28 protein-coding genes are annotated in these 24,019 nt (G+C 67.9%); 18 read left to right on the top strand and 10 right to left on the bottom strand.

Features of this window, described 5'->3' with window-relative positions; all coding sequences use genetic code 11:
* A partial coding sequence (locus ACTIFJ_RS04105; RefSeq protein ID WP_439532819.1) for a TonB-dependent receptor occupies positions 1–751 on the bottom strand: 751 nt, incomplete at its 3' end.
* A 170-nt stretch (positions 752–921) separates the two neighbouring features.
* Between ACTIFJ_RS04105 and ACTIFJ_RS04100 the strand changes: the two genes are divergently transcribed.
* On the top strand, positions 922–1,254 hold the full coding sequence (locus ACTIFJ_RS04100) for a DUF1330 domain-containing protein (protein WP_439532818.1): 333 nt from the start codon (positions 922–924) through the stop codon (positions 1,252–1,254).
* Positions 1,251–1,919 (top strand): hypothetical protein, encoded by a 669-nt coding sequence (locus ACTIFJ_RS04095; protein WP_439532817.1) that lies wholly within the window; start codon positions 1,251–1,253, stop codon positions 1,917–1,919. Before ACTIFJ_RS04100 ends, ACTIFJ_RS04095 begins: the two co-directional genes overlap by 4 nt.
* An 8-nt stretch (positions 1,920–1,927) precedes the next feature.
* Here ACTIFJ_RS04095 and ACTIFJ_RS04090 read toward each other — a convergent pair whose 3' ends face one another.
* Positions 1,928–2,374, bottom strand: a complete 447-nt coding sequence (locus tag ACTIFJ_RS04090) for an outer membrane protein assembly factor BamE (protein ID WP_439532816.1) — start codon at positions 2,372–2,374, stop codon at positions 1,928–1,930.
* A gap of 153 nt (positions 2,375–2,527) precedes the next feature.
* Between ACTIFJ_RS04090 and ACTIFJ_RS04085 the strand changes: the two genes are divergently transcribed.
* On the top strand, positions 2,528–3,064 hold the full coding sequence (locus tag ACTIFJ_RS04085) for a ubiquinol-cytochrome C chaperone family protein (RefSeq protein ID WP_439532815.1): 537 nt from the start codon (positions 2,528–2,530) through the stop codon (positions 3,062–3,064).
* Positions 3,061–3,576 carry a YceD family protein gene (locus ACTIFJ_RS04080; protein WP_439532814.1) on the top strand — a complete coding sequence of 172 codons (516 nt, stop codon included), beginning with the start codon at positions 3,061–3,063 and terminating at the stop codon, positions 3,574–3,576. The genes ACTIFJ_RS04085 and ACTIFJ_RS04080 overlap by 4 nt, the downstream gene beginning before the upstream one ends.
* A gap of 152 nt (positions 3,577–3,728) precedes the next feature.
* On the opposite strand, the gene ACTIFJ_RS04075 is transcribed toward ACTIFJ_RS04080, so the two are convergent.
* Positions 3,729–4,073, bottom strand: coding sequence for a ribose-phosphate pyrophosphokinase (locus tag ACTIFJ_RS04075; protein WP_439532813.1), 345 nt, complete (start codon positions 4,071–4,073; stop codon positions 3,729–3,731).
* 82 nt (positions 4,074–4,155) lie between these two features.
* On the bottom strand, positions 4,156–4,473 hold the full coding sequence (locus tag ACTIFJ_RS04070) for a hypothetical protein (RefSeq protein WP_439532812.1): 318 nt from the start codon (positions 4,471–4,473) through the stop codon (positions 4,156–4,158).
* A gap of 243 nt (positions 4,474–4,716) precedes the next feature.
* Here ACTIFJ_RS04070 and ACTIFJ_RS04065 point away from each other — a divergent pair, with 243 nt between their 5' ends.
* From ACTIFJ_RS04065 to ACTIFJ_RS04045, 5 genes are all read left to right on the top strand, one after another.
* Positions 4,717–5,328 carry a ribonuclease D gene (locus ACTIFJ_RS04065; RefSeq protein WP_439532811.1) on the top strand — a complete coding sequence of 204 codons (612 nt, stop codon included), beginning with the start codon at positions 4,717–4,719 and terminating at the stop codon, positions 5,326–5,328.
* 80 nt (positions 5,329–5,408) lie between these two features.
* The gene (lptC, locus tag ACTIFJ_RS04060) at positions 5,409–5,978 is read left to right on the top strand and encodes an LPS export ABC transporter periplasmic protein LptC (RefSeq protein ID WP_439532810.1); all 570 of its coding nucleotides are present in this window, start codon (positions 5,409–5,411) and stop codon (positions 5,976–5,978) included.
* Positions 5,978–6,490, top strand: coding sequence for an LptA/OstA family protein (locus tag ACTIFJ_RS04055; RefSeq protein ID WP_439532809.1), 513 nt, complete (start codon positions 5,978–5,980; stop codon positions 6,488–6,490). The genes lptC and ACTIFJ_RS04055 overlap by 1 nt, the downstream gene beginning before the upstream one ends.
* A gap of 40 nt (positions 6,491–6,530) precedes the next feature.
* Positions 6,531–7,439 (top strand): VOC family protein, encoded by a 909-nt coding sequence (locus ACTIFJ_RS04050; protein ID WP_439532808.1) that lies wholly within the window; start codon positions 6,531–6,533, stop codon positions 7,437–7,439.
* 50 nt (positions 7,440–7,489) lie between these two features.
* On the top strand, positions 7,490–8,854 hold the full coding sequence (locus ACTIFJ_RS04045; protein WP_439532807.1) for an alpha/beta fold hydrolase: 1,365 nt from the start codon (positions 7,490–7,492) through the stop codon (positions 8,852–8,854).
* Positions 8,855–8,905: 51 nt separating this feature from the next.
* On the opposite strand, the gene ACTIFJ_RS04040 is transcribed toward ACTIFJ_RS04045, so the two are convergent.
* From ACTIFJ_RS04040 to mtnP, 3 genes are all read right to left on the bottom strand, one after another.
* Positions 8,906–10,123 carry an acyl-CoA dehydrogenase gene (locus ACTIFJ_RS04040; RefSeq protein WP_439532806.1) on the bottom strand — a complete coding sequence of 406 codons (1,218 nt, stop codon included), beginning with the start codon at positions 10,121–10,123 and terminating at the stop codon, positions 8,906–8,908.
* A 61-nt stretch (positions 10,124–10,184) separates the two neighbouring features.
* Positions 10,185–11,048 carry an alpha/beta hydrolase gene (locus ACTIFJ_RS04035; protein ID WP_439532805.1) on the bottom strand — a complete coding sequence of 288 codons (864 nt, stop codon included), beginning with the start codon at positions 11,046–11,048 and terminating at the stop codon, positions 10,185–10,187.
* Complete coding sequence (mtnP, locus tag ACTIFJ_RS04030; protein WP_439532804.1) at positions 11,048–11,920, bottom strand: S-methyl-5'-thioadenosine phosphorylase; 873 nt, start codon at positions 11,918–11,920, stop codon at positions 11,048–11,050. Before mtnP ends, ACTIFJ_RS04035 begins: the two co-directional genes overlap by 1 nt.
* A 93-nt stretch (positions 11,921–12,013) precedes the next feature.
* Here mtnP and ACTIFJ_RS04025 point away from each other — a divergent pair, with 93 nt between their 5' ends.
* Entirely contained in the window at positions 12,014–12,991 is a 978-nt protein-coding gene (locus ACTIFJ_RS04025) for a protochlorophyllide reductase (protein ID WP_439532803.1), read from the top strand.
* Here the strand turns inward: ACTIFJ_RS04025 and ACTIFJ_RS04020 are convergent.
* On the bottom strand, positions 12,988–14,466 hold the full coding sequence (locus ACTIFJ_RS04020) for an aldehyde dehydrogenase (protein WP_439532802.1): 1,479 nt from the start codon (positions 14,464–14,466) through the stop codon (positions 12,988–12,990). The genes ACTIFJ_RS04025 and ACTIFJ_RS04020 overlap by 4 nt on opposite strands.
* Before the next feature lie 109 nt (positions 14,467–14,575).
* Between ACTIFJ_RS04020 and ACTIFJ_RS04015 the strand changes: the two genes are divergently transcribed.
* Positions 14,576–15,400, top strand: coding sequence for a GntR family transcriptional regulator (locus ACTIFJ_RS04015; RefSeq protein ID WP_439532801.1), 825 nt, complete (start codon positions 14,576–14,578; stop codon positions 15,398–15,400).
* A gap of 32 nt (positions 15,401–15,432) precedes the next feature.
* Here the strand turns inward: ACTIFJ_RS04015 and ACTIFJ_RS04010 are convergent, their stop codons facing one another.
* Both ACTIFJ_RS04010 and ACTIFJ_RS04005 read right to left on the bottom strand, forming a co-directional pair.
* A complete protein-coding gene (locus ACTIFJ_RS04010; RefSeq protein ID WP_439532800.1) occupies positions 15,433–16,170 on the bottom strand; it encodes a maleate cis-trans isomerase family protein in 738 nt (245 codons plus the stop codon).
* The gene (locus tag ACTIFJ_RS04005; protein ID WP_439532799.1) at positions 16,167–17,366 is read right to left on the bottom strand and encodes an FAD-dependent oxidoreductase; all 1,200 of its coding nucleotides are present in this window, start codon (positions 17,364–17,366) and stop codon (positions 16,167–16,169) included. The genes ACTIFJ_RS04010 and ACTIFJ_RS04005 overlap by 4 nt, the downstream gene beginning before the upstream one ends.
* A gap of 212 nt (positions 17,367–17,578) precedes the next feature.
* Here ACTIFJ_RS04005 and ACTIFJ_RS04000 point away from each other — a divergent pair, with 212 nt between their 5' ends.
* The 7 genes from ACTIFJ_RS04000 to ACTIFJ_RS03970 are packed head-to-tail and all read left to right on the top strand — an operon-like array spanning position 17,579 to position 24,019.
* A complete protein-coding gene (locus ACTIFJ_RS04000) occupies positions 17,579–18,583 on the top strand; it encodes an ABC transporter permease (protein WP_439532798.1) in 1,005 nt (334 codons plus the stop codon).
* Positions 18,583–19,398, top strand: coding sequence for an ABC transporter permease (locus ACTIFJ_RS03995; RefSeq protein WP_439532797.1), 816 nt, complete (start codon positions 18,583–18,585; stop codon positions 19,396–19,398). Before ACTIFJ_RS04000 ends, ACTIFJ_RS03995 begins: the two co-directional genes overlap by 1 nt.
* On the top strand, positions 19,398–20,201 hold the full coding sequence (locus ACTIFJ_RS03990) for an ATP-binding cassette domain-containing protein (RefSeq protein ID WP_439532796.1): 804 nt from the start codon (positions 19,398–19,400) through the stop codon (positions 20,199–20,201). The genes ACTIFJ_RS03995 and ACTIFJ_RS03990 overlap by 1 nt, the downstream gene beginning before the upstream one ends.
* On the top strand, positions 20,198–21,025 hold the full coding sequence (locus ACTIFJ_RS03985; protein ID WP_439532795.1) for an ABC transporter ATP-binding protein: 828 nt from the start codon (positions 20,198–20,200) through the stop codon (positions 21,023–21,025). Before ACTIFJ_RS03990 ends, ACTIFJ_RS03985 begins: the two co-directional genes overlap by 4 nt.
* A complete protein-coding gene (locus ACTIFJ_RS03980; RefSeq protein WP_439532794.1) occupies positions 21,022–22,137 on the top strand; it encodes a class I SAM-dependent methyltransferase in 1,116 nt (371 codons plus the stop codon). Before ACTIFJ_RS03985 ends, ACTIFJ_RS03980 begins: the two co-directional genes overlap by 4 nt.
* The gene (locus ACTIFJ_RS03975) at positions 22,134–23,681 is read left to right on the top strand and encodes an ABC transporter substrate-binding protein (RefSeq protein ID WP_439532793.1); all 1,548 of its coding nucleotides are present in this window, start codon (positions 22,134–22,136) and stop codon (positions 23,679–23,681) included. Before ACTIFJ_RS03980 ends, ACTIFJ_RS03975 begins: the two co-directional genes overlap by 4 nt.
* Positions 23,678–24,019 carry a hypothetical protein gene (locus ACTIFJ_RS03970; RefSeq protein WP_439532792.1) on the top strand — a complete coding sequence of 114 codons (342 nt, stop codon included), beginning with the start codon at positions 23,678–23,680 and terminating at the stop codon, positions 24,017–24,019. The genes ACTIFJ_RS03975 and ACTIFJ_RS03970 overlap by 4 nt, the downstream gene beginning before the upstream one ends.

Here is a 24,019-nt window from a genome sequence, read left to right as displayed (position 1 = left end):
CCTCGGTGATCTTCATCTGGATGGCACCGCGGGCGCCGGCCATGTCGCTGTCGTTGTTGCGCTCGCCGGTGGTGGTGTTGTTCACATAGCCATCATCGTCCTGATAATAGCCGGAGAGCTTGACCGAGATCGCCTGGTTCAACGGCAGGTCGATCGAGCCGCGCACCATCTTCTTGTTGTAGGCACCGTAGGCGCCCTCGACATAGCCGCCGATCACGTCCCCGGGGCGCTTGAGGATGACATTGACCGCGCCGCCGGTGGTGTTGCGGCCGAACAGCGTGCCCTGGGGACCGCGCAGCACCTCGATCCGGTCGATGTCGAAGAAGGCGAAGTTGTTGCCGTTCTGGCGGGACATGTAGATGTCGTCGACATAGGTGCCGACCGGGGGATCGAACGAGGCGATCGATTCCGTGTTGCCGAGGCCGCGGATGTAATAGGCATTGGCCGAGCCGAGGCCGGTGTTGTTGGCGCCGAACAGGTTCGGGACATAGTTTACCATCTGCAGCGGCGTGGCGATGCCGCGGTCGGACAGTGTCTCGGCCGAGAAGGCGCTGATCGCGATCGGCACATTTTGCACCGATTCCGAACGCCGCTGCGCGGTCACCACGATGGTGTCCAGCGTCGAGCCGTCGTCCTGGGCCATGGCGTCCTGGGCATAGGCGGCGCTGCCGACCAGCGCGCAGCCGAAAAGCAGCGTGGCGCGCAGCGCCGTCGAGATGTCCGCACGACGGATGTTGCTGATCATGGACATTGAAATCCCCTTGTCCCGATCGAGGCTGGCGCGCATTGGCCCTGTGACTGCCCGTGGTCTTATAATTGCGTTGCTCCGGCAAATGCAACTAGGTTGTCCGGACAGACGAAGGGCGAGGTTCCGACTGTGGCTGTCATGTCACAGTCACAATGACGGATCGGGAGGGTTTGATGGCGGAACGTCCTGCATATCTGCTGGTCATCGCGCGGGTGGATGATCCAGTGAAGATCGGCGCCTATGCAAAAGCGCTGGCGGAATCCGGCCTTTATGCCCGCTACGGCGGCCATTATGAGTTCATCGGCCGACCTGCCGCGGAGCTCGAGGACTGGGATGCCAGCCAGAGTGTTGTCTGCGCCCGCTTCCCTAGCCGCGCCGCCGCTGAGGCCTTCTGGAACGATGCCGTCTACCAGACCCAGGTCAAGCCGCACCGCATCGGCGCCGGCCTCGTCCGCGTGGCGATCTTCGATGCCGCTGACACCGCCACGGTGGCCGCCGGCGCATGAGCCTGTATCAAAACCTCGTCTGGCTGCACATGCTGCTGTTCGTACTGTGGCTGGGCGGCGATCTCGGCGTTTTCATCCTTGGCCAGAATTTCCGCCGTCGCAGCTATTCGCTGCCCGAGCGGCTGACGCTACTGAAGGTGCTGGTCATCGTCGATCTGGGCCCGCGCTTCGCCTGGGCGCTGATGGTGCCGATGTCGCTGTCTCTGCTCTATGTCGGCGGCTGGTGGCCGGCGCTGCCTGGCGCCGTTGTCGCAGCCGCCTGGATGATCGGCATTGGCTGGAGCGCGCTGGTCTGGGATGCGCATGTCCACGACATGACGCCGCGCGCTGCCCGCAACCGCCGCATCGAGGGTTGGCTGCGCTATGGGCTGGCCGCCTGTTATCTGGCGCTGGGCGCACTATCATTAGTCACCGGAGGGCCGCTCGAGCAGACTTGGTTGGCTTGGAAGGCACTGCTGTTCGGTGCCATCTTCCTCGCCGCGATCGGCATTGACTGGTCGTTCAAGCCGGTCGGGCCGCAGCTGATGGCGCTGATCCAGCAGGGGTCGTCGGATGCCACCGAAGTGCCGCTGCGCGCTACCATGGACCGGACGCGGCTATGGGTGCTGACGGTCTACCTGCTGTTGTTCGTCACCAGCTGGCTCGGCAGCACCAAGCCGTTCTGAGGCTTGCCTTAGCGCGGCCCGGAACCCGGTCCCGGCCCGGTGCCGCCGACACCGCCGGCGCCCACCGTGCCGATGTTGCCGAAGATGTCCTCGAACAGCCCGGTCTCGCGGCCCAGCGTCGGCGTCTTGTCGCCCGAGGGCGAGATGTTGGCGATCTTGTCCATCCCGCGCCGCTCGACATTGGTGACATTGCCATCCTTGTCGAAGCTGACGATCAGGATCGACTGGCTCAGCACCTTGGGGCGGATGAAGGCGTATTGGCCGGTGTTGCGGCTGACATAATACCATTGCGCCTCGCCGAACTGGCTGGCGAAGGTCGGCCGGCCGAGCGTCTTTTCCACCGACTGCCGGTTGTCGATGCCGGCCTGGATCGATGTCACCAGCGTCTCGTCGGCGAGATAGCCCTGATCCACCTTGACGCGCGAGCAGCCGCTGGCCAGCAGCGCAGCCGCCATGGCCAGCGCCAGAACGGCGGCCCGCGTGTGTCGAGGCTGGGGGTGGGGCATCGATACTCTCCGACATGTCGCAGCCGGTTGCATCCCGGCCTTCGTCGCTCAATATGCGATTGCGACCGATAGTCCAAGCGATCTGCCATGGGGCACCAACCAATGAGCCTGTTTTCTGCATTACGCCGCCTGATCGGCGCCAGCCCGGCGGCCTTGCCGGGAAACGCGCTCTATGCCGGCGTCGTCGCCGAGGCGCGGCGGCAGGACTGGTATCTCGCCGGCGAAGTGCCCGACACAATGGATGGCCGCTTCGACATGGTCGCGCTCGTGCTCAGCTTGCTGCTGATGCGCCTCGAGCGCGAGGACAGCGCCTCCGCCCGGCAATTGGCGGCCGATGTCACCGACCGCTTCATCACCGACATGGACGGCAACCTCCGCCAGGACGGCGTTGGCGACCAGGTCGTCGGCAAGCATCTCGGCCGGATGATGGCGGCGCTCGGTGGCCGCCTCGGCGCCTATCGCGACGCCGGCGACGACGATGCCGCCTTTGGCGCCGCGCTCGCCAAGAACATCTGGCGCGGCAGCCCTGTCGATGAGCCCGCGCTGGCCTATCTCGTCGCCGAGGCGCGCCGACTCGCCGCCCGCCTTGCCACCATGCCCGAAGCCGCGCTCGCCAGCGGCGCCTGGCCCGCTCGATGACGTCCGCGCCACCCCCCGAATTCAGCCGGCCGATCCGTGCCCACGAGGTCGGCGGCCGCCCGCGCCGCCATCCGCTGAGCGCCAGCCCGGCCGAGCGTACCGCACTCGCCAGCCGTTTCGACCTGCTCGCCCTCGACCGCCTCGACGCGGTCATCGACGTCGTTCGCGCCGCCGACGGCATCCGCCTTTCCGGTCAGATCGACGCCAGCGGCGCCCAGCCTTGCGTCGCCACCGGCACACCCGTGCCCTTCACTCTCCAGGCGCCCATCGCCCTCCTCCTCACTGAATCCAGCGAAGAGGCCGAAGATCTCGAGCTGCGCGCCGACGATCTCGACGTCGAACGTCTTGCCGGCGACGAGATCGACCTCGGCGAATGGGCCGCCCAGGCCCTGGCCCTCGCCCTCGATCCCTATCCGCGCAGCCCGCAACCCGCCCCCGGCGTCATCTCGGAAGAAGATGCCGTTGCCGTGCGCAGCCCGTTCGCCGTGTTGAAGGGCAAGGCAGGAGAATAGCCTCCCGCCGTCAGAAAAGCCTCCGGCGGCTGGGGCCGGAGGCCCCAGACCCCATGACGAGGTTCGATCCCTGGCATCGATGGTCGTCGCCCGGCGATGCAGCAATTCTAGGGGTCTGGGGCCTGCGGCCCCAGCCGCCGGAGGCAATTCTTCTAACGTTCCGCCTTGGCCCAATGGTCGAAAGCCATCATCTGGAGGCGAGCGACATGCGCGTGGGCTTCGGGGCCTTGCCAGGGGCCGTGCCAATCCGTGCGGCCGACCCACCAGCCCTGGCCGGGGAGACCGTCGCTGGCGCGGACGACGAGGACGGCGAGTTTCGGGGTGTTGGCGGCGTCTGCGCGGCGGTCGACTTCCTCGAGGAGGCGGCAGAGGGCGCGCATGCGGGGGCGGCTGAACGGGTGGCCGAGCGCGGCGAGGGTTTCAGCGTAGGTGAGCGGGGTGCGCGCGGCGGCGGCAGTGTGGAGCAGCGCTTCGACATGATCAGGATCGAATGACATAGGGCGAGGATAGGGGGTGGCGTGGACATGAAAAGGGCCGGCGGATGATTCGCCGACCCTTTTCGATCGATGGGCGCGTATTTTAGTTGCGCGGTGTCGTGCTCGTGTCGGTGTCCGCCTCGAGCGAGTCCTTGGTTGCTGCGCCGGCGGCGGGGTCGGTCGGCATTGTGGAATCGGTGGGGGTGGTGGTGTCGACAGAGCCGGTGCCGGTGGCGCCGGTCGTCCCGGTCGTCCCGGTCGTGCCAGTGCCGATCGTGCCGGAAGCGCCTGTGCCGGTGGTGCCGGTCTCGGCGGCGCTGCCGGGGGTGCCGGCGGGCGAACCGGCGGTTTGGGCGACGGCGGGGCCGGCGATCAGGGCGGCGGCGGCAGCGGCGATCAGCGTGGCTTTATGATTGATCATGATGAAATTCCTTTGATTGGTACATCTGAAGACCCGGTTTCCCGTGCCATGATTTGACCATAATGGCCCCGTGGGCCGGGTGCATGAACCTCAGATTACAGGCCTGTTGAACCGGGCCGGGGGTGCGACGGGATGAGGCGACAAGGGCGGTATTGCAGCCTTTTCATGCGTTTGGCGCGATTCGTTCAGGATCGTGCGGTTTGCGCCGGTGACTTTGTCCGCCATGCCTGCTAGGCGGCCAGGATGGCTGTATTCCTGCACGAGGGTGACCTCCCCGAAGATGTGTTCGCGCCGGGCGCGATCGCGATCGATACCGAGACCATGGGTCTTCACCCGCATCGTGACCGGCTGTGCCTGGTGCAGCTGGCCGATGGCCGCGGCGACGAGCATCTCGTGCGCTTTGCCGGTGACTATGCGGCGCCGGTGCTGAAGGCGGTGCTGGCCGATCCGGCGCGGCTGAAACTCTATCATTTCGCCCGGTTCGATCTGGCGGTGCTTCAGCATTATCTGGGCGTAGTGGCGGGGCCGGTATTCTGCACCAAGATCGCCTCCAAGCTGATCCGCACCTATACCGACCGGCACGGACTGAAGGACTTGCTGCGCGAGCTGCTGGCGGTGGACATCAGCAAGCAGCAGCAGAGCTCCGACTGGGGGGCGGCGACGCTGTCCGACGCGCAGAAGGATTATGCGGCGAGCGACGTGCGCTATCTGCACCGGGCGCACGCGATCCTGGTTGAGCGGCTGGAGCGCGAGGGGCGGATGGAGATGGCCGAGGCCTGCTTCCGCTTCCTGCCGACGCGGGCGGCACTCGACCTGGCCGGCTGGGCCGAGTCCGACATCTTTTCGCACATGTGAGCGCAATGCCGGCCAGCACCGCCTTGACCATGACGCCGCGACAACGGCGGGCCTTGCCGGGCAGCGTGCACGACAAGCGGATGACGCTCCTGAAATGGCTATTGCCGACGCTGGCGGGGCTTTTGCTGGCGGCGATCATCATTGTGCCCCTGTCGAGCGTGCAAGAATTCAGCTTTTTGCTGGCCAAGGACAAGGTGGCGGCGGCGACCGAGCGGCTGCGGGTGGACCGGGCCGTGTATCGCGGCGAGACGGCGCGCGGCGAACCGTTCATCATCAAGGCGGCGGGCGCGGTGCAGAAATCCAGTGCGGTGCCCGAGGTGGAACTGCAGAAACTATCGGCCGAGCTCGATTCGGCCGAGGGGCCAGCGGTGGTGACGGCGCCGGCGGGGCGCTACTTCATCGAGACAGATATCCTGCGGGTTATGGGTCCGGTGAAGCTGACGTCCGAGGCCGGCTATACGGTCGATACTGGCAGCATCGATGTCGACCTGAATGCGCGCACGGTGAAGTCGGAGCAGGCGGTGTCCGGGACGTTGCCGATCGGCAATTTCTCGGCCGACCGGATCTCGGCTGATGTCCAGGGGCGCGTTGTCGTGCTCGAGGGGTCTGCCCACTTGCGTATCAAGGCGCGGGCGGGCAGAGCGTCCTGATGATGGTTCGCATGGTTCTGGTGGTAATTGCGCTGGCCACGCCCGCGGTGGCCGTGGCGCAGAGCGGCACGTCGGCGCTCAAGGGGCTGGACACCGGCGCGCCAATCGACGTCGATGCCAACCGGATCGAGATCCGCGATGCCAGCAACCAGGCGATCTTCACCGGTGAGGTCGTGATCAAGCAGGCGCGGCTGACGCTGAATGCCGAACGGGTAACGGTTTCCTATGTGCGCCAGGGTGAGAACCCGGAGATGCGGCGGCTCGATGCGCGCGGCGCGGTGAAGCTGGTGTCGCCGTCCGAGACGGTGACCTCGACAAGCGCCATTTATGACGTGCCGGGGCGCCTGATCACCATGGTCGGCAATGTCGTGCTCAACCGGCAGGGCTCGGTGCTCAATGGCCAGCGGCTGGTGCTCGACCTCGCTTCGGGGCGGACGAGCTTCGATGGCCGCAGTGCGGCCAATCAGGGCGGGCGCGTTTCGGGCCGCTTCCTGGTGCCGGATAAGAAATAGTCGGGTTGCATCCGGCAGTTGGTCCGGACAGGATGGCCCGATGATGGAAAGCTTCGACGCTCCCGGCCGCATTCGTTGCGGCACGATCCTTTGTCCCGATCTGGCGGCCAGCGAGGCCGATTACCGCGATTTGCTGGGGCTGGAACTCATCGATTCGGCACCGGTGTCGGATGCACTGGCGGCGGCCTGGGGGGCGCCGGCGATGGCTGGGCGCGAGACCCGGTTGCTGCGGGCACCGGGCGGCACGCCCTATGCGACGCGACTGGTGGCGGGCAGCGCTGTGCCGGGGTTTGCGCCGCTGAAGAGCCATGGCTGGGCGGCCTATGAGCATACGGTGGTGGACTGCGATGCGCTCTATGCACGGATTAAGGACTCGGCGTTCGAGGTGATCGGTGCGCCGAAGCTGGTGCCGGGGTTCGACAATTTCATTCCGTTCCAGGTAGTGGGGCGGGCCGGCGAGGTGCTGTACCTGAACCAGGTGCTGAAATCGGGGATGAGCGATCTCGACCTGCCGCATACGCAGGCCGTGGTCGACCAGATGTTCATAGCCATCCTGGCGGCGGACGACCGGGCCGAAACGGTGGCGTTTCACGTCAGCGAGCTGGGGTTCACCGAGGGGCAGACCTGGACGATCCCTTATAGCGTGATCAACAACAGCTTCGGGCTGGACGCGGCAACGCTGACGGCGATGACGATGACCAAGACCGGACGGACGCCGGGTTGCGAGATCGACCAGTATCCGGACGCGGCGCGGGCGCGGGCGGTTACGCCGGGTGAGCTGCCGCCGGGCAATGCGCTGGTCAGCTTCATCTTCGGATCGCTCGATGCGCTGCGGGTGCCGCTGCTGGGACCGCCGGTGCGGATCGACGACGACCTGTACCAGGGGCGGCGCGCGGCGTGCGTGCGCGGGCCGTCCGGCGAGATTATCGAACTGATCGAGGGTGTATGATTACCAGGCATTTCATTGACGTCCGCAATGCTGATGGCTCGCTGCGGCGCGTGCACTATCGCCGCGCCGGCGAGGGGCCGCCGCTGCTGCTGGCGCACCAATCACCGCGATCAAGCGCCGAATATATCCCGCTGCTGGAGCAATGGTCGGCGCATTTTACCTGCATTGCGCCGGATACGGCGGGGTTCGGCGAATCGGCGCCGCTGCCGATGGCGGCGCCCGATGTGCAGGACTATGCCGATGCGCTGCTGGCGTTCCTCGATGCGATCGGGCTGGCGCGGTGTGGGGCCTATGGCTTTCATTCGGGTGCGATTATCCTGGCGGCGGCGGCCAAACGGGCGCCGGAGCGGTTCTGGGCGGTGGTGGCCGAGGGCTATGCGATGTGGACCGACGCCGAGCGGGCCGATTTCGGGGCCAATTATACGCCGCCTTATACGATGACCGCCTACGGCGAGCATTTGACCTGGACCTGGCACCGGATCCGCGAGCAGAGCTGGTTCTTCCCCTGGTATGCGACCGAGGACAGCCACCGGCTGCCGCATGCGCATGACGATGTGCAGCAGAACCATGAGATGGTGATGGACGTGCTGGCGGCCGGGCCGAGCTATGCGCTGGGCTATGCGGCCGTGCTGCAGGCGCCGCGCGACCTGCCGGGGCCGGGGCAGGCGTCGGCGCCGACGCTGGTGAGTGGTTATGACGGCGATCCGATGAAGGCGCATATCGACCGGATCGAGGCGCTGCCGGAGGGCTGGGCGACGGCGAAGTGCGTGCTGCCGGCCGAGGCCAAGGCGGCGGCGCTGGACTGGCTGATGCCGCGCGCCGAGCCGGGGCATGTGCTGCCGCGGGCGCCGGATGACGAGGGTTTTGCAATGGTGCCGGACTGGGGGCAGCTGCACTGGATCGGCGACCGGGCGGCCGGGCATGTGCATTTGCATGCGCCAGGGAGTGCAGCGGAATTCGTGGTGGCGCCGGGCATGTTGGCGATCGACCTGCCGGGGCATGGGATGTCCGACGGCTTTGTGGCGGCGCCGTCGCTCGACGCGCTGGTCGATGTGCTGGTGGGGGCCATCGAGCCACTGGTGACGGCGCCGCTGGTGCGGGTAACCGGCGAGGGCGCCTCGGCGCGCCTGGCGGGGCTGGTGGCAGCGCGGCTGGGGCTGGCGGTCGCGCCGGTGCCCGAGCGGGCGCTGGCCGGCTGGCCGGATCTGACGCCGGACCGCTTCGGCAGCCACCTGACCCGGGCCTGGGGCTTTGCCCGCGCCGAGGCGGCATTCGACCCCTGGGATGCGCCGAGCAAGGCCAATGCCCGGCCGGTGCAGCCGGGCGTGTTCGCGCCCGAGCGGCTGCACCGGCGGGTACTGGCGGCACTGCGAGCCCGGCATGTACCCGAGATGCTGGCGGCGCTGGGCGGCTAGCGCAGGTCGTGTCGTAAGGAAGGGCCGCAGCAAAGCCGCGGCTGACGTCGCTCAGCCGAACGCCTGGATGCCGGTCTGGGCGCGGCCGAGGATCAGCGCATGGACGTCATGCGTGCCCTCATAGGTGTTGACCGCCTCGAGGTTCATGACGTGGCGGATGACATGATATTCATCCGAGATGCCGTTGCCGCCGTGCATGTCCCGCGCCTCGCGTGCGATGGCCAGCGCCTTGCCGCAATTGTTGCGCTTGAGGATCGAGATTGCCTCCGGCGCGAGCGTGTGGGCGTCCATCTGGCGACCGAAGTGCAGCGCCAGCGACAGGCCGAGCGTGATCTCGGTCTGCATGTCAGCGAGCTTCTTCTGCACCAGCTGGGTGGCGGCGAGCGGCCGACCGAACTGCTTGCGGTCAAGCGTGTACTGGCGCGCGGCGTGCCAGCAGAATTCCGCCGCGCCCATCGCGCCCCAGCCGATGCCGTAGCGGGCGTTGTTGAGGCAGCCGAACGGGCCGGCGAGGCCGACGACGCCGGGCAGCATGCGCTCGGCCGGAAGATGGACATCGGCCAGCACGATCTCGCCCGTAACGCCGGCGCGGAGGCTGAACTTGCCCTCGATCTTGGGGGTGCTGAAGCCGATGTCACCGCGCTCGACGACAAAGCCGCGGATCTTGTCGTCGTCGCACTTGGCCCAGACCACGGCGAGATCGGCGATCGGCGAATTGGTGATCCACATCTTGGCGCCGTTGAGCTGGTAGCCGCCGGGAACGGTCTTGGCCCGGGTCTTCATGCCATTGGGGTCCGAGCCGGCATCGGGCTCGGTAAGGCCGAAGCAGCCGATCAATTCGCCCGAGGCAAGGCCCGGCAGGTATTTCTGGCGCTGGGCTTCCGAGCCATAGGCCCAGATCGGGTACATGACGAGGCTCGACTGGACCGACATGCCCGAGCGATAGGCGCTGTCGACGCGCTCGACCTCGCGAGCGACGAGGCCATAGGCGACATAACTGGCGCCAGCGCAGCCATAACCCTCGATGGTCGGGCCGAGCAGGCCGGCGGCGCCGAACTTCTTCATCAGGTCCGGATCATAGGTCTCGTGGCGGTTGGCCATCTTGACCGCCGGCATCAGCTCCGACTGGCACATGGCGCGCGCTGCGTCGCGGATCATCCGCTCGTCCTCGGTCAGCTGCTGGTCGAGCAGCAGCGGATCGGCCCAATCGAAACGCGGCCACTTGATCGGCGGCAGGGCGGGTTCGGCGACGGGCATGTGGACGTTCATCTCGGGGGTCCTGAAACTATTTCGTACTTAAAATATCTCATAGCCGAAACCGCTGTGCAAGTCATGATCTGACCAGCGCCACCAGGCTGTTACGAATTGTCTCGCCGTCCTGCAGCGGCAGGAAATGATCGGTGCGAGGCAGGCGCCGCGCCTCCCGGCAGAGCGGGTGGGCGGCGAAGCGGGCCAGATCGGCATCGGAGACGGTGGAACCTGTTTCCCCGGCGAGCAGGCTGAACGGGCGCGTCAGCCGATCCGGCCAAGGGCTGGTATCCTCGATCATGCCGTTGAAGTTGGCAGCCTCCCAGTGCGGCGTGCAGCGCAGGTGCAGGCCGTGCGGGCCGGGGACGAGGCCGCCGTCGAGATAGGCTATCAGATCCTGCTCGCTGAAACTCTGGAAGACACCGCGGCCGCGATAGGCGGCCTCGATGCTGGCGCGGTCCGGATAATGGGGGCGGCGGCGGAGCGCCTGGCGGACCAGCGGGATCGCCACTTCAAGTGACGCCGGGCCGAAATCCGGGACCGGGCGGGCCGGCAGCAGCGGCGGATCGAGCATCATCAGGCCGGCGACGCGGTCGGGGCGCAGCGTGGTGGCGACCATGCCGCAAACGGCGCCGAGGCTATGGCCGAGCAGCCACCAGCGCGGCCCGGGGGCGACGGCATCGATGAGCGCCAGCGTGTCTTCGGCGAGATCCTGCCAATGGTTGGCAGGGCGGTCGTCGACAGGGAAGGGGCTTTCGCCATGGCCGCGGAAATCGGCGGCGACGATGTTGAAGGCGCCGGCCAGCGGGGCCAGGAACCGTTGGTACAGATGGGCGTGCATGCCCGTGGCATGGCCGAAATGCAGCCAGGGCGCCGAGGAGCCGGCCTCGTCCCAGACGAGTGCCGACATCGCGCCGCGCGCGGTTTCGATGGTGCGGCGCTGCATCAGTAGGCTGCCAGCGTGCGAGCGAGCAGGGGGGCGAGCGCCGCGACCAGCGCCGGGTCGCGGGACGCGGGCGCGGTGATCAAGGCGGTGTCCAGCACCGTGTCGATCGGCGATGCCGGGCGCTCTGCGGGCAGGCCAGCGACCAGCGCCGCCAGGGTGGCGCGGGCGGTGGCGGCATTCTCGGCCATTACCCGCAGGATCTCGCCGATCTCGACATCGGCATCGTGGCTCCGCCAGCTATCGTAGTCGGTCACCATGGCGAGCAGCGCATAGGGCAGCTCGGCCTCGCGGGCGAGGCGGGCCTCGGGCAGGGCGGTCATGCCGATGACCTGGGCGCCCCAGCTGCGAAACAGCCGGCTTTCGGCGCGGGTGGAGAATTGCGGGCCTTCCATCGCCAGATAGGTGGCGCCCTGATGCACCGGCGCGCTTGCCGCTTGGGCGGCGGCGGCGACATGAGCGGAGAGGCGCGGGCAGACCGGATCGGCCAGCGGCACATGAGCGACCAGCCCGGGGCCGAAGAAGCTGGCCGGGCGGGCGCGGGTGCGATCGATGAACTGGTCGACGACGACGAAGGCGCCCGGCGGCATGCTCTCCTCGAGCGAGCCAACCGCGGAGACCGACAGCAGGTCGGTAACACCGAGCTGCTTGAGCGCCATGATGTTGGCGCGGGCGTTAAGATCGCCGGGCGGGATGCGGTGGCCGCGGCCATGGCGGGGCAGGAAGGCAATGTCGATGCCGCCGAGCCGGCCGGTGAGGATCTCGTCCGACGGCGGGCCGAAGGCGGTGCTTACCGACTGCCAGCGGGCCTGCTCCAGCCCGTCAAGGGCATAGAGCCCCGAGCCACCGATGATTCCCAAACGCCAACTGGCCATAGCTGCCCCTTTCCGGGCCGTCCTCGCCGGCTTGCGGGGGTGAGGTCAAGCGCCTCGTTGATCGAGGTGCGCGGTTGCGGCAATAGGGGCGCCATGGACCAGCCCCTTGTCATCATCACCGGCGCGTCATCGGGCGTGGGGCTGTGGGGGGCGAAGGCGCTCGCCGACCGAGGCTGGCATGTGGTGATGGCCTGCCGGGACCTCGGCAAGGCGGCGGCGGCGGCGCGGGAGACGGGAATTGCGGCAGGCCGGCATACGCTGCTGGCGCTTGACCTCTCCAGCCTGGCGAGCGTGCGGCATTTCGTGGCCGCGTTCCGGGGACTGGACCGGCGGCTCGACGCGCTGGTGCTTAATGCGGCGGTATATCTGCCGCAGCTGAAAGAACCGATGCGCTCGGCCGATGGCTATGAGATCAGTGTGGCGACCAATTATTTCGGCCATTTCCTGCTGGCCAATCTGCTGATGCCCGATCTGGCGAAGGCGGACGCGCCGAGGCTGGTGACGCTGGGTACGGTGACCGCCAACAGCGAGGAGTTCGGCGGCAAGGTGCCGATTCCTGCGCCTGCCGATCTTGGCGATTTCGCCGGGCTGGCGGCGGGGTTCAAGGCGCCGGTGGCGATGATCGACGGCAAGCCGTTCAAGCCGGGCAAGGCCTCCCAGGATTCCAAGCTGGCGCTGATGATGATGAGCCGCGAGCTGCACGCACGCTTCCATGGCCCGACGGGGATCGTGTTCAGCACGCTCTATCCGGGATGCGTGGCCGAGACGCCGCTGTTCCGCCATGCGCCGCGCGCTTTCCAGCGGATTTTCCCCTGGTTCCAGAAAAACATCACCAAAGGCTATGTCTCGCAGCCGCTGTCCGGCGAGCGGGTGGCTCAGGTGGTGGCCGATCCGGGGTTCACCCGGTCCGGCGTGCACTGGAGTTGGGGCAATCGGCAGGTGCCGGGCCGCGAGGCCTTCGCCCAGCCGCTGTCAGCGAAGGCCGAAAGTGCGGCGCGGTCGGCGCGGCTCTGGGACCTGACGGCCGGGCTGGTGGGGCTGGAAGGGACGCCGCTTGAGGCGGCGGCTTAGGTCGGCATTCCCATCCTCACCAGCGGCATGTCCTCGACGGCGTAGGTGGCGGTCTTGGGTTCGGTGTAGAAGTGCAGGCAGTCCTGCGTGCCTTCGCGGCCGATGCCGCTGTCCTTGTAGCCGCCGAAGGGGGCGCGCAGCTCGCGCATCATCGGGGTGTTGACCCAGATCACGCCGGCGCGAATGTCCCGCGTGCACTGGAGCGCGGTGGGGAGATGCTCGGTCCAGACATAGGCGGCGAGGCCGTAGCGGCTGTCATTGGCCATGGCGATGGCTTCGTCGACCGTGTCGAAGACCAGGAAGGTGGCGAAGGGGCCGAACATCTCGGTCTGTGCGCGGTAGCTGGCGTTGGAGGCGGCGAGGACGGCGGTGGGCTCGATATAGAAGCCCTTGCCGGGGCGGGAGACGCCGCCGGCGAGCAGCCGGTCCTCGCCGAGGTCCTTGGCGAAAGACAGCACATGGTCGCGGTGGACGGCCGAAACCAGCGGGCCGATCTCGGTGTTCGGGTCCATCGGGTCGCCGATCCTCAGCGCCGCGACGCGGGCGACGAAGCGCTCGATGAAGGCATCGGCGATCGAGCGGTGGAGCAGGATGCGCGAGCCGGCGAGGCACTGCTGGCCGTTGTTGGAGAAAATGCCGAGCAGCGCGCCATCCAGCGCCCGGTCGAGGTCGGCGGTCTCGAAGACGATATTGGCGGACTTGCCGCCGAGCTCCATGGTCACCGGCACCAGTCGCTGGCCTGCGGCGGCGGCGATGGCGCGGCCGGTGGCGGTGCCGCCGGTGAAGGAGATCAGGTCGACGTCGTCATGGTTGACGAGCGCCTGGCCGGTAACCTGGCCGCGGCCATTGACAAGGTTGACGACGCCTTCCGGGACGCCGGCCAGCTCGATCAGCTCGATCATCCGGCTGACCGCCAGCGGCGTCAGTTCGGAGGGCTTGACGACGCAGCTGTTGCCGAAGGCGATGGCCGCGGCGATCTTCATGCTGGTCAGCGGCACCGGGGCGTTCCACGGCGTCATCAGCGCGGCGACGCCGACGGGCTCCCGGATCACGGTGGTGAGGTAGCGGGGGTCCTGAGTGAAGACCTGGCCGGCGACATGCGAGGCGGCCTCGGCGAAGATCCCGAAATTATAGGCGGCGCGCGGCATGTGCGTCTGGCGCATCCGGGCCATCGGCAGGCCGGTGTTCAGGCATTCGAGCCAAGCCAGCTCGTCGGCATGGTCGGTGATCAGCTGCTGGACGCGGCGCATGACGGCGCCGCGGGCATCGGTGCTCATCCGGCGCCATGGGCCAGTCTCGAACGACTGGCGGGCGGCCTTGACGGCGGCATCGACCATTTCCGGGCCGGCTTCGCAGAGCTCCGAGACCTGGGTCTCGTCGGCGGGATAGATGACCGGAAGCCTTGCGCCATCGCCCTCGCGGGGCTGGCCGGCGATGCGGCTGGGGATGGTTTTTGGAACCGATCTGTCTGACATCCAGTCCTCCGGGGATATTGTATTAAATCCGATACAAGCGCCGGTTGCGTCTTGCAACTTCCCTATGGCTGGGCCACGTCTGGCATAATGCCGAGGGGCCAGGATAGGGATGTCTGAACGCAATACGACGCTTCTGGCCGGGATCGGCCGGCGCCAGATCGGCTCGGACGCCAGTGGCAGCCTGCCCGTCTATCACCAATTGCACCTGATCATCGGCCAGCGGATCCGCGACCGGGTCTATCTGCCGGGCGCGCTGCTGCCGTCCGAATTCGTGCTGGCCGACCAGTTCGGGATTTCACGGGTGACTGTGCGGCGGACGCTGGCGCTGCTTGAGCGCGACGGGCTGATCGTCCGGCGGCGCGGGATCGGGACCTTTGTTGCCGAAGAGGCCAGGCGCGGCGCCGGCAACATTTCGGGCAATATCTCGGGTGTCATCGAGAACCTGATCACCATCGGACTGGAGACCGAGGCGCGGCTGCTCGGCGTCAGCGACGATCCGCATCCGCCGGCGGTGGTGCGCGATATGCTTGAGCTCGAGGCGGATGAAGCGCCCGTGCGGATAAGCCGGCTCCGGCTGCATCTGGGATCGCCGTTCTCGGTGTCGACAATCTGGCTTTCGGCGCAGATGGCAACGCTGATCGACCCCGAACGACTGGGCGACAACACCACCATCGCCATGCTCGAAGCCGCCGGCGTGCGCTCCGAAACCGCCGAGCAGACGATCAGCGCGACGCTCGCCGACCATGAGGTGGGGGCGCTGCTCGAGGTGCCGCTGGGCTCGGCGCTGGTACTGGTGCGGCGGACCGTGCGCGACGCCGGCAACGCGCCGCTGCTGTTCCAGCAGAGCCTGTATCGGCCCGATCGCTATGAATATCACATGCTGCTGACGCGCGACCAGACGGCGGGGCGGCCACGCTGGCGGCATGTAGGGTAGGGGCCCTGCGGCCCCAGCCGCCTGAGGCCCCTTTACCGCGCTTCCGCCAGCCGTTGTTGCCAGCCGGACAGGGCGTCGGGTGTGCCGAGGCGGTCCACCAGCCGGGCGGCGAGGCAGGTGTTGGAGCTGAGCAGGGGGAGGGCATGCGGCCAGTCGGCGATGAGCGGCAGCGAGGGCAGGCCGGTGCCGCTGACGAGGACGGCATCGATGCCGGTCAGGTCGAGGGCGGCCAGCGCCGGGGCGGCATCAGCGGCGCGGAGTTCGTAGATGCCGCGGGTGTCGGCCGAGGCAATGGCGACATGGGCGGTGCGGACGATGGTGAGGCCGGCCGCCTGCCAGAAGGCGATGGCGGCGGCGTTGAGTGTCTCGGGATAGGGGGAGAGCAGGGCGATGCGGCGGGCGCCGAGCTGGTCCAGCCGCCAGCGGATCGCGGCGGTGGCGGTGTCGATGACGAGGCCGGTTCGGGCGGTGACGGCGGCGAGGATCTCGGCCTCGCGGTCGGCGCCGACGAGATAGGAGGAGCCGGTGCAGGCGAAGCCAAAGGCGTCAGGGCGGAAGCTGTCGAAGCTGTCGACGCTGGCTTCGAGCTTTTCCAGATAGTCGACAAGGCGGCCGGCGGAATCGGGTGCGCGGCTCTGCAGGCGGGTGATGTGAAGGGAGATGCGGCGCGGCATCAGGATGCCGAACTCGGCCTCGACCGTGGGGTTGGCCTGGGGGGTGGCGACGGCGACGCGGCCGGCACTGCCATAATCGCGGGCCGCCAAGCTCATGCCCGGGCCAGTTCATCGGCCCGGCGCAGGCCGGTGATCATCGAGGAACGCAGCAGGTGGGTGCGCAGTGTGTCCGGATCGCTGACCACGGTCTGCAGGGCGGAGAAGGTGGCGCGGCGTCGCTCGATGTCCCGCTCCTGCATGCGGGTACGGTTCTCGTGTGCCTGGCCGAGGATCTCGTCGGCGGCGATCGGGCGGCGACTGCGGCTGTAGCCGTCGAGCGCCGAGAGGTCGTTGCTGTTGCCCATGGCGTGGATGGCGGCGGTGAGGGCGAAGGCATCATGGATGCCGCCGTTCATGCCCATGCCGCCGGAGGGCGAGTTGATATGGGCGGCGTCGCCGGCGAGCAGTACGCGGCCATGGCGGAAATCGTCGACGATCTTGCGGTGGACGCGATAGGGCCGGGTTTCCATCACTTCATAGGGCCGGTCGCGCGGCACGATGCGCTGGAGCTTGCGCTCGATGGCCTCGGGCTGGAGGGCCTGCTCGATGCTCTCGTCGGCGTCCGGATAGAGGCTGCAGCGCCAGAGCGAGGGCAGCCGCAGCAGGCTGTAGGTGCCGGCGCGGGTCCAGACATAATTGACGTTGGACAGGCCTTCGAGATGGTCCTCGAACGGGAAGCGCGTGGTGGCGAGGATGGTGGTCTCGGGATAGGTCTCGCCGCGCATGGTGAGGCCGAGATGCTCGCGGACCGGGCTGCGGGCGCCGTCGGCGGCGATCAGCAGACGGCCGGAGATGGCCATGATCTCGCCGTCGGCGGTGGTGGCATGGGCGGTGACGCTGTCGGCATCCTGGCTTACGGCGGTAACGCGGCAGCCCATGTGCAGCGTCACCTCCGGGGTGTCCTGCAGACGGGCGGCGAGCAAGCGCACCAGCCGGGATTGTTCGCACTGGAGGCGATAGGGGTGATCGGTGTCGTCGGCGAGGACGCCGAGATCGAAGACCACGCGCTCCTGGCTCTCGTGCATGCGGATCTGCCACTGGCGCGAAATCAGGCCCTGGTCGATCAGCGGCTGGGCGAGACCATAGGCGGCCAGCATGTCGAGGGTCGGCGGGTGGAAGGTGGAGGCGCGCAAATCGTCGGCGAACTCGGTGCCGGCCTCCAGGACGGTGCTGGGGATACCGAAATGGGCCAGCCGCATGGCGGCGGTGAGGCCCACCGGTCCGGCGCCGACGATGACGATATGCTGCCCCATAGCCCTCTTCGCTCTTGAGTTGGCCTCGCGCCGCGGGCCTTGCGCAACCTGTAGCAAAAAGGATACAGGACGCAAGCAAGTTTGACGGATGCGACGTTTATACGAAAAAACACAAGCATTTGATTGACCTGGCGCAACGAACGGGTCGGCGGCATCCGCGGTTTTGACTTGTTTCTAGTTAGACACAAGTGCATGCTCGGATCAAAGAAGGGGTGAAAATCAGGATGCAGGGCCGCGCCATGCAGGGCTATGTGAGGTCGGGGCTGCGCTTGCTCCTCGATCTGGCATTGCTGTTGCTCGGCACGATCACGCTGCTGTTCTTCCTGCTGCGGCTGACCGGCGATCCGGCGATCGTCATCGCCGGGCCGGATGCGGCACCCGACCAGATCGCTGCGATCCGCGCCGAATATGGCTTCGACCAGAGCCTGGCGACCCAATATGTCCGTTATGTCGGCAATCTTCTGAGCCTCGATTTCGGCAAGTCGCTGGTCGACGGCACCCCGGCGTTGACCAAGGTGCTCGATGCGCTGCCGGCGACGCTGCTGCTGGGCTCACTGGCGATGGGGCTGACACTGCTGATTGCGCTACCTTCCGGGCTATGGCTGGGATCGACGAAGCGGCGCGGCGCGGCACGGGCAGCGCGGGCGATGCTGTTCGTGCTGCAGGGCTTCCCCGGCTTTGTGGTGGCGTTGCTTCTGGTGCAGCTGTTTGCCATCCAGCTGGTCTGGCTGCCGGCGCTCGGCGCCAGCGGGCCGACGAGCTGGATATTGCCGGCGGTATCGGTGGCCTCGTTCCTGGCCCCCAAGCTGATCCGGCTGGTGGAGGCCAATACGGCGGCGGTGATGCCCTCCAATTTCATTCGTACGGCGCGGGCCAATGGCGTGCCCGAGGGCGAGATCCTCTATCGCCATGCGGCGCCCAATGCGCTGCTCGGCGCAGTGGCGCTGATCGGCGCGCAGTTCGCCTTTCTGGTAACCGGCCTGGTAATCATCGAGGCGATCTTTGCCTGGCCGGGGATTGGCTGGCTGCTGGTGCAGTCGACGGTCAACCTCGATTTCCCGGTTGTGCAGGCGATCACCTTCACCATCGTCATCGCCGTTTTCGTGGTCAATACGCTGACCGAACTGTTGCAGCGGCGGCTCGATCCGCGATCGTCGTCACGCTCGTCGTCAAGGCGGGAGTCGCGCGCATCGGCGACATCGGGGATGGCTGGCTGATGGCGGTGTCGGTGTCGGATCCGGCCGATCCCTGGATGCGGCTGGGCCTCGGGCTGATCGGCCTGCTGGCGCTGCTGGCCCTGTTTGGCCCGCTGGTCGGCGGTTATGACCCGGATTTCATCCGCTTGCAGCATCGGTTGTTGCCGCCGTTCAGCCCTGGCTATCCGCTCGGCACCGACCATCTGGGCCGGGATATCGCGGCGCGGCTGCTGGCCGGGCTGCGCTGGTCGATGGCGACGGCAGGGCTGGCGACGCTGATCGCGTTCGTCATCGGCACCGGCTTCGGGCTGATCGCCGCCTCTGGACGCTGGCCGTTCGCCGGGCTGGTCCGCCAGATCACGGCGCTGGCGCAGGCCTTTCCGGTGTTCGTGCTGGCAGCGGCCATCATCGCCATTGTCGGCAATGGCTATTGGGCAGTGGTGACGACGCTGGGGCTGGTGACCTGGCCGGTGTTCGCGCGGGTGGTGGCGGCCGAGGCCGGGAGCCTGTTTGCCCGCGAATATGTGCTGGCGGCGGGGATGATGCAGATGTCCCGCGTGCGGCTGCTGGCCTGGCATGTGATGCCCGGGCTGGTGCCGAGCCTTGCCGTGCTTGGGGCCTTTCATTTTGCCGACATGCTGATCGCCGAGAGTGCGCTGTCCTTCCTCGGTATTGGCGCGCCGCTGGGGGCCTCGACCTGGGGGGCGATGCTGAGCGAGAGCCGGGCCTATCTGCTGACCGCACCCTGGACGCTGCTGGTGCCGGCCTGCGCGGTGGTGCTGGTGGTGATCGCCTTCAACCTGGTTGGCGATGCGCTGCGCCGGCGGTTTGTCTGATGAGCGCGATGGAGCCTGCGCTGGTTGTCGACCGGCTGTCGATCGGCACCGACGAGGGGGTGCCGCTGGTGCATGGCATCAGCTTCAACGTGGCGCGCGGCGAGGTGCTGGGCATCGTCGGGGAATCGGGCTCGGGCAAATCCCTGTCGGCGCTGGCGGTGGCGGGGCTGCTGCCGGACGGGCTGGCAGTGACCGGCGGCGGGATCAATGTTGCCGGTGAGGATGTGCTCGGGCTGCCTCCACAGGCGCGGCGTCGGCTGGGCGGCAGCAAGATCGGTTTTGTGTTTCAGGACCCGCTGTCCTGCCTAAATCCGGTGCGGCGGATCGGCACGGCGCTGGTCGAATCGGCGATGCGCCATCGCGGGCTGGGGACGGCCGAGGCACGGAGCTTGGCGCTGGCGCGGCTGGCCGACATGCAGCTGCGTGATCCCGAACGGTTGATCGACAGCTATCCGCACCAGCTTTCCGGCGGCCAGCGGCAGCGGGTGATGATCGCACTGGCGCTGGTCAATGATCCGCCGCTGTTGATCGCCGACGAGCCGACAACGGCGCTCGACGCCACTGTGCAGCGCTCGATTCTTGCGCTGTTGCGCCGCCATGCCCATGCGCGGGCGACGATCCTGATCACCCATGATCTCGGCGTCGCGGTGTCGCTCTGCGACCGGATCATGGTGATGCACCAGGGCGAGGTGGTGGAGACTGGCGAGGCGCGGGCGCTGCTGTCGGCGCCGACGATGCCCTACACGCAGGGGCTGATTGCGGCGCGGCTGTCGCTGGGTGATGTCGAGGCGGTGGCGCCATGAGCGTGCCTTTGCTCTCGGTGCAGGATTTATCGGTGGTCTATCCGGGGTCGCCACCGGTGCGGGCGGTCGAGGGCTGCTCGCTGGCGATCGGTCGGGGCGAGATTTTTGCGCTGGTTGGTGAATCGGGATCCGGCAAGTCGACGGTGGCGCGGGCCGTGGCCGGGCTGGTGCGGCCGGCGCAGGGGCAGATATTGCTCGACGGCGTACCGCTGGAGGGGCTGCGCGGCGCGGCGGCGAAGACGGCGCGGCGGCGCATCCAGATGGTATTCCAGGACCCGGATGCCAGCCTCAACCCCTATCACCGGATTGGCACCAGCCTGGCCGAGCCGCTGCGGGTGCGCGGCATCAAGGACAAGGCGGCGATCGAGGCGCGGGTCAGCGAGCTGCTGGCGATGGTGCGGATCGACCGGGCGCTGCTCGACCGGCGGCCACGCGAACTGTCCGGCGGGCAGAAGCAGCGGGTGGCGATCGCCCGGGCGCTGGCAATGGAGCCGGAGCTGCTGATCGCCGACGAGGCGCTGTCGGCTCTCGACGTGTCGACGCAGGCGGCGGTGGGGGCGCTGCTGCGCGAGTTACGCGACCGGCTGTCGCTGTCGATCCTGTTCATTTCGCATGACCTGCTGATGGTACGCCACCTGGCCGATCGGGTGGCGATCATGCGCGGCGGGCAGATCCTCGAGCAGGGGGTGTGCGGCGCCGTGCTCGATGCGCCGGCGCACCGCTATACGCGGCTGCTGCTCGACGCGACGCCTGATCTGGCGCGCGGCGGGATCGATCTCGACGCCGAAGAGGCGCTGCTGGACACCGAAGGAGACGTGGCATGAAGGTTCGCGACCTGCAGCATGCACTGCTGCCGACACTGACCGAGGAAGATCGGAGCCGCCAGCGGATGGTGGTGTCGCTGCGCAAGATGATCAACGGCCGGTTGCGGCCGCGCAACGTCGAACTCTACGAGACCGAGGGGGCGCCGGCGTTCGAGGCGGCGCATGGGCGGGCACCGCAATCGCCCCGCGAGATGGCTGATGCGATGTTCCTGTCGCCGCGCTACCGGATGTGGAGCGGGCTCAACCGCGCTTCGCAGGAGATGATCTGGATCGCCGCTGGCACGCCGCTGCTGCGCGACATGGACCGCGCCAAGGCGGCGGCCGAGGACCAGCCGATGCTGGGCTCGCTGCATCTCGATCCGGACTTCGTGCCGCCGGCCGAGATCGCCGACATCGATATTCATCTCCAGCCCGGCGGCTATGCGCTCGACCACGGCGACGGCGACCTGCTGGCCGGGGCCTTCTATGAGGCGGGCGGCAACATCTATGCCTTCGGCCAGGGCATCGGCAAGGATGATAGCAAGGCCGGCGCGGTGATCCGTCATCTCGATGCGCGCTATCCGGGTTTTCGGCCGGCGCGGATCGTCGATCTCGGCTGCTCGGCCGGCGCGGCGTCCTGTGCCTGGGCACATCATTATCCGGCCGCCGAGGTGCACGGCGTCGACATCGGCTCCGGGATGCTGCGTTATGCGCATGCCCGGGCGCGGGCGCTCGGCGTGGCCGTGCATTTTCACCAGGCCAGCGCGGCGCGGCTCGATATGTTCGAGGACAACAGCGTCGACCTCGTGGTGTCGCACAATCTGCTGCACGAGATTGGCCGCGACAATCGCCGGGCGGCCTTTGCAGAGGCGTTGCGCATCCTGCGGCCGGGCGGGCTGGTGATGCATCAGGACGTGCCGATCCGGGCGCTGCCGAGCGACGTGGCGCAAGCCGAGCGGGCCTGGGACACGACCTTCAATGGCGAAGATTTCTGGAGCATCTATGCCGGCGACGACCTGATCGCTGACATGCATGCCGCCGGCTTCCCCGAAGGATCGGTTGCTGAGCACCGGCTGAGCCAGATCGACGGCGCGGCCGGCTGGTATCTGCTGGCGGGCGAGAAGCCGGCTTGATCCTGCGGGCGCTCCTGGGGCTGCTGTTGCTGGCGGCGCTGCCTGTGCAGGCAGCGCAGACGCGCGTCGAGGCGGGCAAGACGCTGCGCGTCGGGGCGGGCGAGACGTTGCGCGTCGGGGTCAACACGCTGCCGGTGAGCCTGGGCAACCCGTTCCGGGGCAATGGCCGGCCGAGCACCCTGGTATGGAATTCGCTGTTCGACGGGCTTACCCAGCTGGCGCCCGACGGCAAGCTGATCCCGGCGCTGGCGTTGCGCTGGGCGCCGACCGGGCCGACGGGCTGGCGCTTCGAGCTGCGGCCCGGCGTGCGTTACGCCAACGGCCGGGTGTTCGATGCGGCCGCCGCGGCGCGGGTAATCGGCTGGCTGCTGTCCCCCGACGGGCGGCGGACGGTGATCGGCAACGAGATCCGGCTGGTGAAGTCGGTGCGTGCCACCGGGCCGCTGACGCTGGAGCTGACCACGTCCGAGCCCGACCCGATCCTGCCGAAGCGGCTGGTGGCGGCGATGATGGTCGAGCCGGACCTGTGGGAACGGCTCGGGCCGGAGGGTTTTGCGTTGAAGCCGGTGGGGACCGGGCCCTATGTGATGACCGGCTGGGACCAGCGGCGGCGGCGGGCCCAGGCAGTGCGCAACCCGCATAGCTGGCGGCCGGTAGGCTTTGGCGCGGTGACATGGGTCGAGCTGCCCGAGGCGGCGGTGCGGACGCAGGCGCTGCTGTCCGGCGATGTCGACCTGTCGCCGATCGAGATCGAGGAGATGGACCGGCTGACCGACCGGCGCTTCCCGGTGGTGACGGCGCCGTCGATGTCGGTGATGTCGGTGGCGTTCGTCACCGTGCGCGACACGCCGCATCCGGTGCAGGATGTGCGGGTGCGGCGGGCGCTCAATTACGCGGTCGACAAGGAGGCGCTGGCGAAGATCTTGCTGCGCGGGCTGGGGCGGGCGTCCGGACAGCCCGCGGCACATGTGACGGCGGGCTTCAACCCGGCGGTAAAGCCTTACCGCCATGATCCGGCGCTGGCGCGGCGGATGCTGGCCGAGGCCGGCTATGCCAAGGGCTTCGACCTCGAGATCGAGATCCAGATCAATGCCTTTCCGGCCGACTCCCTGATCTACCAGAGCGTGGCCCACGACCTGCGGCAGGTGGGCATCCGGCCGGTGCTGCGGACGGTGACCTTTGCCGATTATCTGCGCAAGCTGGCGCGCAACGGATGGGCCGGTGATGCCTTCGGCGCGTCCTGGAACGGGGCACCTTACAATGATATCACCCGCGCGCTCGAGAGCTTCTCGTGCAAGCGCCCCAATGCCTTTTTCTGCGACAAGGCGCTGGCGACGGCGCTGACCGAGGCCAGCGAGATCACCGATGACAGCGCCCGCGCCGCTGCGATGGCGGGGCTGGTGCAGCGCTACCATGACGCGGCACCGGCGCTGTTCCTTGTCGAGCAGGTCGACATGTTCGCGCACCGGCCCGGGCTGGCCGGCGTGCGCATCGTCAACCGCGTGCCGGCGCTGGAAACCATTACGGAGCGAAGCCGACCATGACCCGTGCAGACGAAATCCTCGAAATCGTGCGCGCCGGCCAGGGCGAACGTCCCGCGAGCCTGGAGAACCAGGAGACCGAGGATGTGCTGACCATCACGTTGGCGCTGCTGGTCGAACTTGGCGTGGCGCTGGACCGGATTGACCGGCTCGAGCGCCAGGTCGCCGAGCTTGCCGGCAAGACGCCCGAACAACTGCGTGAGGCGCCGCTCGGTGCCGATGCAGAGATACAACGAGAGGCCCAGCAAACGGCCCTGATCGCCCGCGCCCTGCGGATCTTCTTCGACGGGCGCACGCCCGTCACTCGGGGTTACTACAACACAAACAGGAAGGGTAAGTAA

Origin of the sequence: Polymorphobacter sp. (assembly GCF_051860865.1) — a bacterium.
Taxonomy (GTDB): Bacteria; Pseudomonadota; Alphaproteobacteria; order Sphingomonadales; family Sphingomonadaceae; genus Sandarakinorhabdus.
The sequence above is the reverse complement of the archived record's forward strand: the minus strand, read 5'-3'. Positions and strand labels throughout refer to the sequence as shown.